This is a genomic window from Ruminococcus gauvreauii, from assembly GCF_025151995.1.
GTDB classification, from domain to species: Bacteria; Bacillota; Clostridia; order Lachnospirales; family Lachnospiraceae; genus Ruminococcus_G; species Ruminococcus_G gauvreauii.
The window spans coordinates 2,974,691-2,989,741 of the sequence record NZ_CP102290.1; the positions used below are offsets into that span (position 1 = coordinate 2,974,691).

The following is a 15,051-nucleotide window of genomic DNA, read 5'->3' on the forward strand; positions in this document are numbered from 1 at the left end:
AAAAAATTGTTTCGCATGATTTTGGGTGGGATATTACTGGTCCTGCTCATAGGCGTCATCGTCTTTCTCGCCGTATTTCATGTGGAAGAGGTTGAAGTGGTAGGAAATACCAGATATACGACTGAGGATGTTCAGGCAGAAGTATTAAAAGGACCATTTGCAGCAAATTCATTTTTGATGTCAGTATTCAGGAAAAAAACGCAGACGGAAAAAATGCCGTTTGTCAGTTCCATAGAGGTGGAGATGGTATCTTCTCATAAGCTCCGGCTGCATGTCAATGAAAAGCAGGTCATCGGCTACGTCAGATACCTCGACTGCAATATGTATTTTGACAAGGACGGCATTGTGGTTGAGAGTGAGGTGGCTCCAGAGGTAAGCGATGTCATTCAGGCGGAAGATACTGACGCTGATGTGGTAGAGCCGGAAGAGATCCGGGATGAGAATGAGACCACATATCATGCTGCAGTCACGGATATACCATTTATCACAGGCTTAAAATTCGGGCACGTGGTGATGGACGAGAAACTTCCGGTGGAAAATGAAAGCGTGTTCAACACGGTGCTTGGAATCGCGCGGATTGTGGATAAATACGAGATCCAGCCGGATCGTGTGGAGTTTGACGATGTTTATAATATCACACTGCATTATGGAGATATCCGGGTAACACTGGGGCCGGATACACTGCTGGAAGAAAAGATCACCAGGGTGGCTGCGATATTGCCAAAGATTTCAGGAAAATCCGGCGTGCTGCATCTGGAGGATTATTCAAAGGATACGGTAAACATCATCTTTACGGAGGATGTGCCGGAGGAGGATACAGACGTCCGGGATCAGGAGGATTCCCAAGGTGATGCATCCGGTGATGACAGTCAGAGTTTCGGAGAAGACGCGTCCGGTGACGGGGAAACGGACTCCGGAGAAGACGTGTCCGGTGACGGGGAAACGGGACCCGGGGAAGACGCATCCGGTGATGAGAAAACGAACTCCGGGGAAGATGCGTCCGGTGATGAGGAAACAGATTCAGAAACAGATCGATCAGATACGGGCGAAACCGATTCCCGGAATATGGAAACTGACGGTGATGACAAGGGCAGCGGATACTAAAAAAAATAAAAAAATGGTTGATTAATTGGACGAGAGATTATATTATATATCTATATGTAGCTTAACGAAAGAAAGAAGAATGCCCTTCGGGGAATAAGATATGCGAAAGTGCAAAAGGAGGAAGTACCTTGTTAGAGATTATGTCAAATGAAGCGGAATCATCTGCAAAGATTATAGTGATCGGAGTGGGTGGGGCAGGAAATAATGCTGTAAACCGCATGGTGGATGAAGCGATCGGCGGCGTGGAATTCGTCGGAATTAATACAGATAAACAGGCATTGACGCTGTGTAAAGCACCTACTGTACTTCAGATCGGTGAAAAGGTCACCAAAGGACTCGGTGCCGGCGCACAGCCTGAGGTGGGACAGAAGGCGGCGGAAGAGAGCGTTGACGAGGTTCGCAGACTGATCGAAGGTGCTGATATGGTGTTTGTTACCTGCGGTATGGGCGGCGGTACCGGTACCGGGGCGGCTCCGATTGTGGCAGGTCTCGCGAAAGAGATGGGTATTCTGACTGTCGGTGTCGTGACGAAGCCGTTCCGTTTTGAAGCGAAAACACGTATGAGCAATGCGCTTATGGGAATCGATAAATTAAAAGAGAATGTTGACACACTGATCGTGATTCCGAACGACAAACTCCTTGAGATCGTAGACCGCCGGACAACGATGCCGGAGGCTCTGAAGAAGGCGGATGAGGTGCTGCAGCAGGCCGTGCAGGGCATTACAGACCTGATCAACCTGCCGGCTCTGATCAACCTTGACTTCGCAGATGTCCAGACCGTTATGATCGATAAAGGTATCGCACACATCGGTATCGGTGAGGCGAAAGGGGACGACAAGGCACTGGAGGCAGTACAGCAGGCTGTTGCCAGCCCGCTGCTTGAGACAACGATCAACGGCGCTTCTCATGTCATTGTCAATATTTCCGGTGATATCTCACTGATGGATGCGAACGATGCGGTCAGCTACGTGCAGGATCTGGCCGGTGAGGATACCAATATTATCTTCGGTGCCATGTATGATGATTCTGATGTGGATACGGCAAGAATCACCGTGATCGCAACGGGACTTGATGACGCCACATCCAAACAGCCGAGTGTCGGCGGAAAGAGTATGTTCAGTATGCCGAAGGCGGAAACGAAACAGGAGATTCCTTCTTTCACGCAGGCACAGGGATTCACAATGCCGAAACTGCAGATGCCTTCACAGGCTTCCGCACCGACAGCAAGCAATGTGCCGAAAAAAGATATTCAGATTCCGGATTTCCTGAAGAACCGGAAGTAGCAATCAGCGGATAACAGAATATTTGTACAGTGCGGTCCCGCGCTGTGCCTGTATGGGCGTTTGAGTTTTGTATCTCCTCATGGGATGCAAAATTCAAACGCTCATTTTCTTGACATGTAGAAAAAAAAGGAATAAACTAATAATAGTTACTAATTTCAATTTATTGGGAGGATGTTATGGCAAAATACAAATGTAGTGTGTGCGGGTATGTTTACGATGAAGAAAAGGAGAAGAAGCCGTTTGCCGAACTGACGGCATGTCCGGTCTGCAGACAGCCGGCAGATAAGTTTATACGGATGGAAGAAACGAAGGAGCCGGACCGGCCGGCAGATGAAAAATTCCCGGTGGAGACAGGGATGGCTCCTGCATATCCGCCGGAGTATGTCAGAGAGGATCCGGGATGCCGCTTTATGAAGGAAATTCACGAGATGGCCGTTACCGGAAAGCCAATTATCGAGGCGATGGGGACGCAGATGCAGATGCCGGGCTGGGACGATATCCTGGTGCTTGGGGCACAGCTGAATCCGCCTCCGCTCGACGAACATGAATCTGTGGATACGATGACCGTGATAGGTAAACATGCGAAAAAACCAATGGTTTTAAGCGGTCCCGTGTACATCTCACATATGTCGTTCGGGGCGTTGTCGAAAGAGGTAAAAGTGGCGCTTGCTAAGGGGAGCGCCATGGCAGGAACTGCCATGTGCAGCGGGGAGGGAGGAATTCTCCCCGAGGAGCGGGAGGCTGCCTGTAAATACATCTTTGAATACGTGCCGAACCGATACAGTGCGACAGATGAGAACCTCAGAAAGGCGGATGCGATAGAGATTAAAATCGGCCAGGGCACGAAACCCGGCATGGGAGGACATCTGCCGGGCGGTAAGGTGACGCCGGAGATCGCGAAGATCCGCAATAAGCCTCTGGGACAGGATGTTATCAGTCCATCAAAATTTCCGGAGCTGAATACGAAGGAGGATTTGAGAAAAATGGTATCCGGCCTGCGTGAACGTTCGGATGGGCGGCCGATCGGCATCAAGATTGCTGCCGGAAGGATTGAGAGGGATCTGGAATTCTGCGTATTTGCCGAACCGGATTTTATCACGATCGATGGCCGGGGAGGTGCGACGGGCGCCAGTCCCCGCCTGGTAAGGGATGCGACGAGTGTTCCGACCGTATATGCCCTGCACCGCGCGAGAAAATATCTGGATTCCGTTCATTCTGATATCTCGCTGGTCGTGACAGGCGGACTGCGTGTCTCATCAGATTTTGCAAAGGCGATTGCAATGGGAGCTGACGCAGTTGCGGTCGCTTCGGCGGCGCTGATAGCGGCAGCGTGTCAGCAGTACCGGATCTGCGGAAGCGGAATGTGTCCGGTCGGTGTTGCGACACAGGATCCGGAGCTTCGGGCACGGCTGAAGGTGGATGCGGCGGCGCAGCGTGTAGCAAATTTCCTAAACTGTACGAGGGAAGAGCTGAAAACATTTGCGCGTATCACGGGTCACAGGAACCTGCACGATCTGAACCTGAGTGATCTCGTCACCATAAACCGGGAGATTTCGGAGTTTACGGATATCCCGCATGCGTGATCTTCGAAAGCGTTTCTTTTACCGCATTTATGTGAAGTATGCAATAAAATAAAAGACAAATTCTCCGGAAAGTAGTATACTTGATACAATGTTGATCGAGAAGGGGAATTTGAGTATGGAAATTACAATTGGATTTGCACTGTTTCTGTTTGTTGTTCAATTCTGTTCGTATTTTGTAAAAGGGCTGGCGGGGTTTGGAGATCCGCTGATCTCGAATCCGATGCTGTCATTGACTACGATGCAGAACAATCAGATCACACCGATGAATCTGCTGATGAACTGGCCGCTGAATCTCTACATAGCATTTAAAAACAGAAAGGCTTTTTCTGTTAAATCAACCATACCTATGATTGTCTGTATACTGATTGGTATGATTCCGGGAATGCTGTGTCTGAAATATGCGACCTCCTGGGTGCTCAAGGCACTGCTTGGGCTCGTGATCGTGATCTGCGGCGTGGAGATGCTGACAAGAAAGCAGTCGACAAAGTCATCGGGAAATCTCATCGTTATGATCCTTGTTTCGATAGCGTCAGGTTTTACCGCAGGGCTTTACGGAATCAATCTGTTTTTTGTAGCCTACATCGAACGAACGGGTTATGTAAATCGTAACCAGTTCCGCGGACAGATGTGTTTCATTTTCTTTATTGAAAATACGATCCGTCTGCTGATTTACATTTTCACCGGTTTCTATACGCTGGACATCATCAAACTGGCACTGATATCTGCGGTGGGTGTTGTCTTCGGCATGTTCTTCGGAAGCCGTGTCGACAGTAAACTGAGTGAAGCTGCGATCAAGAGGATCATTACGATCGTATTCATCTGCGCAGGCTTAAGCACACTGGTTAAGGCACTTGTTTTTAAAATCTGATAACGAATCATATATGAGAGAAAGACTGGCTTCCGGGTTTACCTTACCCGGAGGCCAGTCTTTTTTTGTCACTGAAAATATTTCTGCTTGATAAGCGACACCGGCATATCGTGTCCGGTGAACAGGCGAAATGCTTCGGCACCCTGATACAAAAGCATATAAAGACCGTTCAGTGTCTGGCACCCTGCTGCTTCTGCCAGCGACAGCAGCCGTGTTTTACGCGGCTCATAGATGATATCGGAGACGATCATACCCTTGTGAAAATATGAGGGATCCGTGATCAGAGATTCGCCGGTGTCAGGATGCATGCCGACGGAAGTCGCATTCACCAGAATTGTGCTGGTATCAAGGGAATTCTGAAGAGCCTTCTGATCTGCGTTGTCGTACAGGAATGCGCGGCAGTCTGTTGTCTGATTGATCTTGTCAGTCAATACCTGGATCCGCCTGTGGAAGCGGCTGGTGGGTCTCGCAAAGATGCGGATTTCCTTTAACCCGTCGAGGGCGGCCTGGGCCGCGATCGCGGTGGCGGCTCCTCCGGCGCCGAGGAGCGTCATGGTATCACCGGTGATCTCATGACCTGCATCACGGACTGACTGCATAAAACCAATACCGTCCGTATTGAAACCGGTAAGTATCCCGTTGTCATTGACAACCGTGTTGGCGGCTCCGATCAGTTCTGCAGCGGGAGACAGGCGGTCCACGAGTTCCATGATTTTATTTTTGTTCGGCATGGTCAGATTGAAACCGCGGATACCGGCTGCTTTCAGGCCGCAGACGGCTGTGGGGAGTGTTTCCTCACCTACGTCAAAGCACAGATATACGTAGTCCAGTCCCAGCGCACGAAACGCTTCGTTGTGTATCAACGGGGACATGCTGTGAGCGACGGGGCTGCCAAGCAGTCCGGTCAGCCTTGTATGACCGGTAATAGAGATGTCTGTCATTGTTTTTCCTCCAAATCGTAAGTTTCACACACCTAAAGCTTATCATGAGATCTTGACAGTGTAAAGATTGACAAGGAACTTTTAGAACGGTATAATGAGCGCATCGCGTGGTCGGTACAGGCTGACGCTTTCAAATTGAGAGAGAGACAGGTGAAACTATATGATACAACCCATACAGCTTGGCAGTCTGACGATCGGAGACGGAATGCCAAAAATCTGTGTTCCCATAACAGGAAGGACGAAGGAAGATATAATAAGACAGGCGGAGGGCATCAGGGCCGCAGGGGCGGATTTGGCAGAATGGCGTGCGGATTACTTTGAAAATGTCGAAAATCTGCAGGACGTAACAGCGGCGCTGTCGACAGTTCACGCTATTTTATGCGATATTCCCCTTCTTTTCACATTCCGGACACGGCAGGAGGGCGGCGTTTTGGATATTTCGACAAAAGATTATGTAAACATAAACGCGTCAGCAGCCGAAACAGGGCTGGCGGATGCAGTTGATGTCGAGATTTTCCGGGAAAAGGGTGCGGTGCAGCAGCTGATTCGAAAAATACATCAAAACGGTTGTGTTGTTGTCGGATCGAATCATCATTTTACGAAAACCCCCGCAAAAGAGGAGCTGCTGGCGATATTTGACAGAATGGACGATGCGGGAGCCGATATTTTAAAGATAGCTGTAATGCCGGAAAAACAGGAGGATGTGCTTACACTCCTTGCGGCTACCTATGAGGAGACAAAAAGGACCACGCATCCGGTCATTACCATGGCTATGTCGGGAATGGGGGCTGTGAGCCGCATAAGCGGGGAGATTTTTGGTTCCAGCGTAACCTTTGCTTCGGTGGAAGAATGCTCAGCCCCGGGGCAGCTTCCTATCGGTGATCTGAAACAGATGCTCGGCGTGCTGCATCGAAGTATGCGGTAATCACTTTACATAACTCAAAATTACAGAGGGAAAAGCTGTCGAAAAGATATAAAATCCGACAGCGTGCTTTTGACAAAATTAACACCTCTCATAACCTATAATGAATCTTGCTTATTCCAGTAAGTGCGTATTCAAAGGTTATGGGGGGTGTTTTGTGTACTATGAGATTTTCATAGACGTCTTTTTTGTAACGAATATGGTGATGGATTATTTTCTGCTGCGAATCGTAAGCCGAATACTCAGATGTTCTGCCACACATCTGAGAAGTCTGGCGGCGGCAGTATTCGGAGCGCTTGCGCTTTGTCTGCTCATCATCATACAGCTTCCGGACTGGAGGCTGCTGAATACGGTACTGGTGCATGTGGTAATCAATACTTTGATGGTAAAGTTCGGATGCAAAATCAAAGGCTGGAAAAAGATATTACAAGGCTTGCTGCTCTTATATCTGGCGTCATTTCTTACAGGCGGTCTGCTTACAAGACTACAGACCCATCTGACAAAATCTGGTTTTTGGACTTTTTTGCTTCTTGCGGCCGTGAGTTATCTGGTCATTACCGCGGGCATCCTGGTATACACGCGATTAAAGGGAAATGTCACAAATCTTTATGAAGTTGTGCTGTACGCAGGAGGGAAATGCAAGGAAGTCAAAGGACTATATGACACCGGAAACCGGCTGTTCGATACCTTATCGAAGAAACCGGTATCCATTGTGGATGAAAGCGTAGTGGAAAGTCTGTTCTCACAGGACGAACTGCTGCAGTTCCATCCGCATTACATCCCGTTCCAGAGTGTGGGATGTACTCAGGGAGTCATACTGGCGGTTACGCTGGATTCCCTGGTGGTAAAAAATGAAACTATGAGCAGGACAGTCGATCAGCCGGTCATCGCGCTGGCAAAGGGCCACCGGTCATTTGCGGGACAGTGTCAGATGATTTTGAATCCGGATCTGGTAGACGGTTAGGAGGAAAGAATATGATACATGCAGTATTGCCGAACCGTGTTCGGTTTGGAATGTTTCCCGGATTTTCGAGAATGATATTTAAAAAACCGGGAGAGATTTTTTATATTGGGGGAACGGATGTACTGCCGGCACCGCTGGATGCGGAGCGTGAGGCAGTCGTGATAGAAAACCTGGGCAGCCAGCAGGACAAGGAAGCCAGGGATGAACTGATAGAACATAATCTGCGGCTTGTGGTGTATATCGCACAGCGATTTGACAATACCGGAGTAGGGGTGGAAGACCTCATAAGCATTGGCACCATAGGCCTGATCAAAGCGATCAATACATTTAATCCGACCAGGAAGATCAAACTTGCAACCTATGCTTCCCGCTGCATTGAGAATGAGATCCTGATGTATCTGAGGAGAAACAATAAAACAAAAATGGAAGTATCCATTGATGAGCCGCTGAATGTGGACTGGGACGGCAATGAACTGCTGCTTTCGGATATTCTGGGGACAGATGAAGATGTGATCTACCGTGATATCGAACACGAAGTAGAGTGTAAGCTGCTGGGGAAAGCCATCAGCAAACTGTCTGACAGGGAACAGATTATTATCAAACTGCGGTATGGACTGCAGTCGCCGGACGGTAAGGAAAAGACCCAAAAAGAAGTAGCGGATATGCTTGGCATTTCACAGTCTTATATCTCAAGACTTGAGAAACGCATTATGAAACGGCTGAAAAAAGAAATTGTAAGATATGAGTGATCTTTCATGGCTTTGTAGTTTAACGGCTTGCCCTTGCGGCAGGCCGTTTTTTACGGTGCGCCTAGCGGCGCACGTTTCTAATGGGTGAAAGTCCCGAATCCGCCCTAGTAGTGGGAAGGATATAGCTGAACACCAAGGGTGTCCATCGTGAGGTGGAATCTGAAGGAAGGTGTAGGCAAATCTCCGGTCTGACGAACAGAAATCACATCAGGCTACAGTTAAGGATAAGGTTGCCTTACAAACTAAAGTCCAATAACTACTCGGAATTAACTGTGGTAAATGTGGCAGATGGATGGAGAGAAAGAAACGTGTGGTACCTAGGGAGGTCTCGTCAGCAGACGAAAACAGAGTATGAAGTCTGTAGTAACAACGAATGGCGAGAAGTCAGCAGAGGTCATAGTACTACTATGGTTGCAAACATAGTGGGAAGGACTGAACTTTAGGAGATGTGAGTAAATGAATGTAACCAATGATGGATTTAAGGACAGACAACTTCATATAGAGGACTATCTGCAAAGGGTATCTGCGGAACAGAAAGAGTATGCAGAAGTGTCCGCCCATCAGAGGATTGCTGAAAACAACAACAACATCACAGATTTTCAGACGGACAATCTAATGGAACAGATTTTACACAGGGATAACCTAAACAAGGCTTATAAGAAAGTAAAATCAAACAAAGGGGCAGGCGGTGTTGACGGAATGAGCGTGGATGAACTTCTAGGCTTTCTAAGAGATAACCAAGAGCAACTAACCCAACAGATAAAGGATGGGAAATATAAGCCCAACCCAGTCCGTAGGGTAGAAATACCCAAAGAAACAAAAGGCGAGTTCAGAAAACTGGGAGTGCCTACAGTGGTAGATAGAGTGTTTCAACAGGCAATCACACAGGTGCTATCGCCGATTTATGAGAAACAGTTTTCGAAGAACAGTTTTGGGTTTCGTCCAAACAGAGGTGCACACGATGCACTGAAACAATGCCAGACAAATGTCAATGATGGATATGTATACGTGGTAGATATGGATTTAGAGAAGTTCTTTGACACAGTATGTCAGAGCAAACTAATTGAAGTACTATCACGAACCATCAAGGATGGACATGTAATATCGCTCATTCACAAATATCTCAATGCTGGAGTTATTAGTGGAGGGATATTTGAAAAGACAGAGGTCGGTATGCCACAAGGGGGACCATTAAGCCCGATCCTAAGTAATATAATGCTGAATGAACTGGATAAGGAACTAACAAGCAGAGGACATAGATTTGTCCGATACGCAGATGACTGTATGATTTTTTGTAAAAGCAGAAAAAGTGCAGAAAGAACCTTAGACAATATAGTGCCATATATCGAGGGAAAACTATTCCTTAAAGTAAATCGCACCAAAACTGGCGTGGCACACATCAGTAGAGTCAAGTACCTTGGCTATAGTTTCTATAGATACAAGGGAAAATGCAGATTTCGAGTACATTCTAAATCAGTAACGAAGATGAAGAATAAAATCAGAGAACTTACTGACAGAAGCAATGGATGGGGAAATGAATATCGAGCATTAAAATTGACACAGTTTATTAGAGGATGGGTAAACTACTTTGGAATGGCTGATATGAAAAGTCTATTACAGAGTAATGATGAGTGGTTACGCCATAGAATAAGGGCAATCTATTGGAAACAGTGGAAGAAAGTCAAAACAAAGTTTAAAGAACTCAAAAAGTTAGGAGTAGAAAAGGAAAAGGCATGGATATGTGCCAACATGCGAAATAGAAATTGGTATTGTAGTGGATATTTCGTGCTTCAGACTGCTTTTAACAATAAGAAACTCTGTGAATTAGGTTATCCAACATTCACAGAGTTCTATTTGAAAATATGTGAAAACTAAAGAACCGCCGTATACTGAACGGTATGTACGGTGGTGTGGGAGGTCGGTAGATAAAATAATTATCTACCTCCTACCCGATTCCCTTATTGAATAATCATTGACAAAATTCTTCTACAGGTGTAGAATGAAATAAATTCTACATATGTAGAAAACTAGAAATACGGGTAGGAAAGGGGGAACGGTATGAAGAGCAAATATCAAAGACTGCCCGACTCAGAGCTGGATATTATGATTGTACTGTGGAACGGACATGACAGGATGAGCCGGATGGAGATTGAGGCCGTTGTGAATGAAAAGAAGGACCTTGCGCCGACAACAATTCTTTCTCTGCTGGCCAGACTGGAAAAAAAGGGATTTGTAAAAATTGAAAAGCAGGGAAAAAGTAACCTGTATTCTCCGGTCATCCGGCAGGAAGAGTATCTGCAGAATGAAAGCAAAACTGTGCTGGAGAAACTGTATGGCAATTCCATTAAAAAGTTTGTGGCATCCCTGTATCAGGGTAATCAGATTGCGGAAGAAGATCTGGATGAATTAAATGATTTCATAAAAGAACTGGAAAATCACAGAGATTAGAGAAAGATCGAGGTAAGAAAACACGAGGGGGTTAGTGTATGGTTAATACGATTCTTCACATTTTAAAGATAAATATATTCGCTGCAGCCTGCATTCTTGCAGTCATTCTGTTTTCGCGTATATTTAAAGGCAGGTATTCTGTCCGGTGGAAATATACCATGTGGCTGCTGATCTCGCTGTTTTTAATGTTTCCGGTCAATATTTCGAATGAACGGGCAGTCGTAAGAGTGGAGATTGAGCAGCAGGATCAGATCCCCAGTACAGTCCATAATACAGTGAGGAACACGCCTTTAGCGGATGTGTCTCAGGCACAGGAAAAAGAAGCGGGACTAAGCGGCAGCACATATGAGCAGAAAGAACCTGCGCTTACGCTGACGGGTATGCTGACTTATTTTTGTTATATCTGGCTGACCGGTTTCTTATTTCTGGCACCTGGCAGGCTTATCTTATATTACCGTTCGCTCGGCAGGCTCAGACGCTGGGGAATGCCGGTGAAAAACAGCAGAATAACAAAAGTATACCGTGCGGCATGTACTGAGAAACATATCAAAAGAGTACCGAAACTGATGATGAATCCGAGGGTGCAGTCGCCTGTTTTGGCAGGACTTGGAAGAACGTATCTCTATCTGCCGGATATCCCCTATACAGAGCAGGAGCTGGAACTGATTTTTAAACATGAGCTGTTTCATTACCGGCATAAAGATCTGTGGTATAAGATGCTTTTGCTGATTGTCGATACGGTTTACTGGTTTAACCCGCTGCTTCACTGGATGATAAGGGAAGCGGACAAAGATATCGAATACATCTGTGACTGCCATGTAATAGCGGGATATCCGAAGCGTGATCATACGGTCTATAACAGGCTGCTGCTGAAAACAGCAGCTTCGGGGAATTCACACTATCTCACCGCAAGCCTGAATGACAGCAAGGCGGCATTTAAAGAAAGGATCTGGTATATGATGAAAGCGGCAAAGTTAAGAAAGGGAATCATTCCAATTTTGATTCTCACGTTTGTCTTAGTGGTTTCCAATGTTCTGGTGGGATGTTCTGTGAACAAAAATAATGGAGAAACAGATGCTCCTGCCGTGTCGGTGTCCGGGAAAACACAGTCCGACGCTGATGCGGGTATGAAAGATACGTCTTCGGCAGACCAGGGAAAGAAAACCGGTGAAAGTTTGCCCAAACCGGAACAGACCCGGGAAGCGGAGAAGACACCGGAACCGGAACAGACGCCGGATGCACAGCAGACACCGGAAGCAGAAACGACTCAGCAGCCGGAAGTGATACCGGCTGACGAAGAGAATCACTTACCGGACGATGCGGAAGCGCCGGAGGAGAATCACGACAGCGAATCTGCGGTGAGTGCTAAAGTCCAGTTATATGAAGGGACGTACTTTGACAGCGTACTCACAGGCTTCGATGAGGAAAAAATCGTCGACGGGCTGTATATTGAGGATGACTACTGCGAAGTTGACATTTCGAATATTACGGATACATCCTTTGATTTTACAGCATATAGAGTAGGCGGGATGACAGGCGAGAGGTCGTTGATTTTTAAGAAACATACAGCGGAATTCACAGATGGCGGCATGAGTGCAGTTTATAACGGCGATGAATATACGCTTTATTTTGAGTTCCCTGATAACCACGCTTCACATCCCGTTGTTACCGATATCGTGATATCGGGATTTCCACCCCTGGAAGCTGCCACGTTTGTTAATAATAACATACCGGGACATGGATTTTCCTGAGGATACATCTGCTGATACCAGTAAGCAGCAGTTCCGCCGAAAACGGAACTGCTGTTCTGCAATTGCAGCCGGAAATAACATGTTGAAAACAAGTTGCTGAATACTTTATGTAGCGCCAGGCTGTATGATGATCACAGGATGCGCAGGATAAGAGTTCAGCGGCGTGTGACTAAAATCTTTTCAGGCATACATCCTCCCGGATTTCAACCAGAATGATATCATCGCCGATTTGTGTGATACATTCCCATGGAATCACGTATTCGCAGTCCCGGCCCATGAGTCCCCACAGCTTGCCGGGACCGGGTATGATCAATGCGGTAATACGGCCGCTTTTACATTCGAATTCCAGGTCGACCGGGCAGCCCAGGCTTTTACAGTTGCAGATGTTGATAACTTCTTTTTGTCTCAGTTCAAAAAGGCGCAAAGCGACCACCTCAATGCCGTTTTTATAGTATATGTATTTTCGATAGAAAAAGTTTATAATTCTTAAGATAATTTCTATATTGTTTAAAGAGTAAGATTGTTATAATAAACACAATAGTGTTTAAAAGTACGTATGAAAAGGGAGAAAGTATGTGTGGAATAACTGGATTTCTTTCCGAGGGAGAATATGAAAAGAAGGAAAGCACTTTAAAGAAAATGAACAGCAGGATCATGTCAAGGGGGCCTGATGATGAAGGATATTACGTTGATGAGCATATCGCTCTTGCCATGCGCAGGCTGTCGATCATCGGACTTGAGAATGGCAAACAGCCTGTGTGGAATGAAGATAAAACACTTGTTCTGGTCTACAATGGAGAAATCTATAATTATCTGCAGTTGAAGGAAGAGCTGCAGGGGATGGGACATGTATTCACGACGGATGCTGATACGGAAGTGATTCTCCACGGCTATGAGGAATACGGTACAGACGTTTTGGGAAAGCTTCGGGGCATGTTCGCCTTTGCGCTGTGGAATACCGTATCTGAGACATTACTGATCGCGCGGGATCCATTCGGCATCAAGCCGCTGTTTTACTGCACACAGAATAACGGATTTTGCTTCGGATCTGAGATCAAAGCGCTTCTTGCAAATCCTGATGTGAGAAAAGAGCTCAATGAAGATGCACTTCCGGGTTATCTGGCCTTTCAGTATAATCCGCTCGAAGAGACATTTTATAAAGGGATCTACCAGCTTCTGCCGGGACATTTTATGATACTGGAAAACGGGAGGATGCAGATTCACCGCTACTGGAGAGCCAGGTTTCACACTGAGGAGACGATGCGCAGAGAGGAAGCAGAGGAACGCCTGAAAGAGGCACTTCTGAACTCCGTTGAGGCACATAAGCTGAGCGATGTTGAGGTTGGCTCTTTCCTGTCCGGCGGCATAGACTCGTCGTTTCTGGCAGTGGCAGGAGAGATGGAGAAAACATACAGCGTCGGGTTTGAGGAAGCCGAATATGACGAGACGAAAAAGGCCGCCCAACTGAGCAGAATCAATGGGATGACCAACCATTCCAGACTCATTACCAGAGAAGAGTACTGGGATGCGGTTCCCAGGATTCTGGAGGCACTGGACGAGCCGGTGGCAGATCCGTCTGTCATACCGCTTTACTATCTCTGTGAACTGGCGGCGAGGGACGTTAAAGTCGTTTATTCCGGAGAGGGGGCGGATGAACTGTTCGGGGGATATAACGTCTACCAGTCAGCACTGGCGCTGGAGCCGTTTGTGCACATCATGCCCGGGAAGATCCGGCGCGGCCTGCGGAGGATCATGGAGCGCCTGCCGTTTTCGTTTAAAGGAAAAGAGTATTTGATTCGGGCCGGTCAGAGCGTGGAGGAACGGTTTATAGGGAATGCCTATATATTCAAGAGCCAGGAAGTGAAAGAACTGTTGAAAAAAAAGGAACTGGCAGCATATACGGAGCAGGATGTTGTAGCGGCATATTATGCTGAGACAGAGGGTCTGGACGATATTACCAGGATGCAGTATATCGACATTAACTTTTGGATGCGCGGGGACATCCTCAGGAAATCGGACCACATCAGTATGGCACACGGTCTGGAGGTAAGAGTTCCCTACCTGGACGCGGAGGTAGCCGGGGCTGCGTTTTCGGTTCCCGTCCGATATAGGGTTACCCGCAGGCAGACGAAGTCAGTTTTCCGCAGTGTTTCTGACGGTTACCTGCCGCAGGAGACTGCCAAAAGACGGAAACTCGGATTTCCGGTTCCCCTTCGAAAGTGGCTGAATCAGGAACCATACGCGGGAATTGTGAGAGCGGAATTTGAGAGTGAAACGGCGGAGAGATTTTTTGAAAAAGACAGTCTGATAGAACTGCTGGAACAGCATAAAAACGGGAAGAGGGATAACAGCAGGAAAATCTGGACCGTATACCTTTTTTTGCTGTGGTACAGGGAAAACTTTTGATTGTCAAGGGCTAAAACTTTGTAAAATTTCTG

General features: G+C 47.0%; 13 protein-coding genes. 11 read left to right on the top strand and 2 right to left on the bottom strand.

Annotated elements, in window-relative coordinates:
- The first annotated feature begins 15 nt into the window (after window positions 1–15).
- The 4 genes from NQ502_RS14125 to NQ502_RS14140 all read left to right on the top strand — a co-directional run bounded on the left by NQ502_RS14125 (window position 16) and on the right by NQ502_RS14140 (window position 4,838).
- A complete protein-coding gene (locus NQ502_RS14125; protein ID WP_028528828.1) occupies window positions 16–1,104 on the top strand; it encodes a cell division protein FtsQ/DivIB in 1,089 nt (362 codons plus the stop codon).
- Between the two features lie 128 nt (window positions 1,105–1,232).
- The gene (gene ftsZ / locus NQ502_RS14130; protein WP_341349413.1) at window positions 1,233–2,387 is read left to right on the top strand and encodes a cell division protein FtsZ; all 1,155 of its coding nucleotides are present in this window, start codon (window positions 1,233–1,235) and stop codon (window positions 2,385–2,387) included.
- A 176-nt stretch (window positions 2,388–2,563) separates the two neighbouring features.
- A complete protein-coding gene (locus NQ502_RS14135; RefSeq protein ID WP_028528830.1) occupies window positions 2,564–3,970 on the top strand; it encodes a glutamate synthase-related protein in 1,407 nt (468 codons plus the stop codon).
- A 115-nt stretch (window positions 3,971–4,085) separates the two neighbouring features.
- The gene (locus tag NQ502_RS14140; protein ID WP_028528831.1) at window positions 4,086–4,838 is read left to right on the top strand and encodes a sulfite exporter TauE/SafE family protein; all 753 of its coding nucleotides are present in this window, start codon (window positions 4,086–4,088) and stop codon (window positions 4,836–4,838) included.
- A 68-nt stretch (window positions 4,839–4,906) separates the two neighbouring features.
- On the opposite strand, the gene NQ502_RS14145 is transcribed toward NQ502_RS14140, so the two are convergent.
- Complete coding sequence (locus tag NQ502_RS14145) at window positions 4,907–5,779, bottom strand: shikimate dehydrogenase (protein WP_028528832.1); 873 nt, start codon at window positions 5,777–5,779, stop codon at window positions 4,907–4,909.
- Window positions 5,780–5,939: 160 nt separating this feature from the next.
- On the opposite strand from NQ502_RS14145, the gene aroD reads away from it, so the two are divergent.
- The 6 genes from aroD (at window position 5,940) to NQ502_RS14175 (ending at window position 12,613) form a co-directional block, all read left to right on the top strand.
- Window positions 5,940–6,704 (top strand): type I 3-dehydroquinate dehydratase, encoded by a 765-nt coding sequence (gene aroD, locus NQ502_RS14150; protein ID WP_044983290.1) that lies wholly within the window; start codon window positions 5,940–5,942, stop codon window positions 6,702–6,704.
- 154 nt (window positions 6,705–6,858) lie between these two features.
- A complete protein-coding gene (locus NQ502_RS14155; RefSeq protein WP_028528834.1) occupies window positions 6,859–7,665 on the top strand; it encodes a sigma-E processing peptidase SpoIIGA in 807 nt (268 codons plus the stop codon).
- A 50-nt stretch (window positions 7,666–7,715) separates the two neighbouring features.
- Window positions 7,716–8,414 carry an RNA polymerase sporulation sigma factor SigE gene (gene sigE / locus NQ502_RS14160; protein ID WP_044983295.1) on the top strand — a complete coding sequence of 233 codons (699 nt, stop codon included), beginning with the start codon at window positions 7,716–7,718 and terminating at the stop codon, window positions 8,412–8,414.
- A 456-nt stretch (window positions 8,415–8,870) separates the two neighbouring features.
- On the top strand, window positions 8,871–10,289 hold the full coding sequence (gene ltrA / locus NQ502_RS14165) for a group II intron reverse transcriptase/maturase (RefSeq protein ID WP_260046563.1): 1,419 nt from the start codon (window positions 8,871–8,873) through the stop codon (window positions 10,287–10,289).
- Window positions 10,290–10,472: 183 nt separating this feature from the next.
- The gene (locus NQ502_RS14170; RefSeq protein ID WP_028529767.1) at window positions 10,473–10,862 is read left to right on the top strand and encodes a BlaI/MecI/CopY family transcriptional regulator; all 390 of its coding nucleotides are present in this window, start codon (window positions 10,473–10,475) and stop codon (window positions 10,860–10,862) included.
- Between the two features lie 38 nt (window positions 10,863–10,900).
- Complete coding sequence (locus tag NQ502_RS14175; RefSeq protein ID WP_049898380.1) at window positions 10,901–12,613, top strand: M56 family metallopeptidase; 1,713 nt, start codon at window positions 10,901–10,903, stop codon at window positions 12,611–12,613.
- A 169-nt stretch (window positions 12,614–12,782) separates the two neighbouring features.
- On the opposite strand, the gene NQ502_RS14180 is transcribed toward NQ502_RS14175, so the two are convergent.
- Entirely contained in the window at window positions 12,783–13,046 is a 264-nt protein-coding gene (locus NQ502_RS14180) for a YlmC/YmxH family sporulation protein (RefSeq protein ID WP_407691145.1), read from the bottom strand.
- Window positions 13,047–13,186: 140 nt separating this feature from the next.
- Here NQ502_RS14180 and asnB point away from each other — a divergent pair, with 140 nt between their 5' ends.
- Window positions 13,187–15,019: an asparagine synthase (glutamine-hydrolyzing) gene (asnB, locus tag NQ502_RS14185; protein WP_028529769.1), complete on the top strand. Its 1,833-nt coding sequence runs from the start codon at window positions 13,187–13,189 to the stop codon at window positions 15,017–15,019.
- Window positions 15,020–15,051 lie beyond the last annotated feature (32 nt).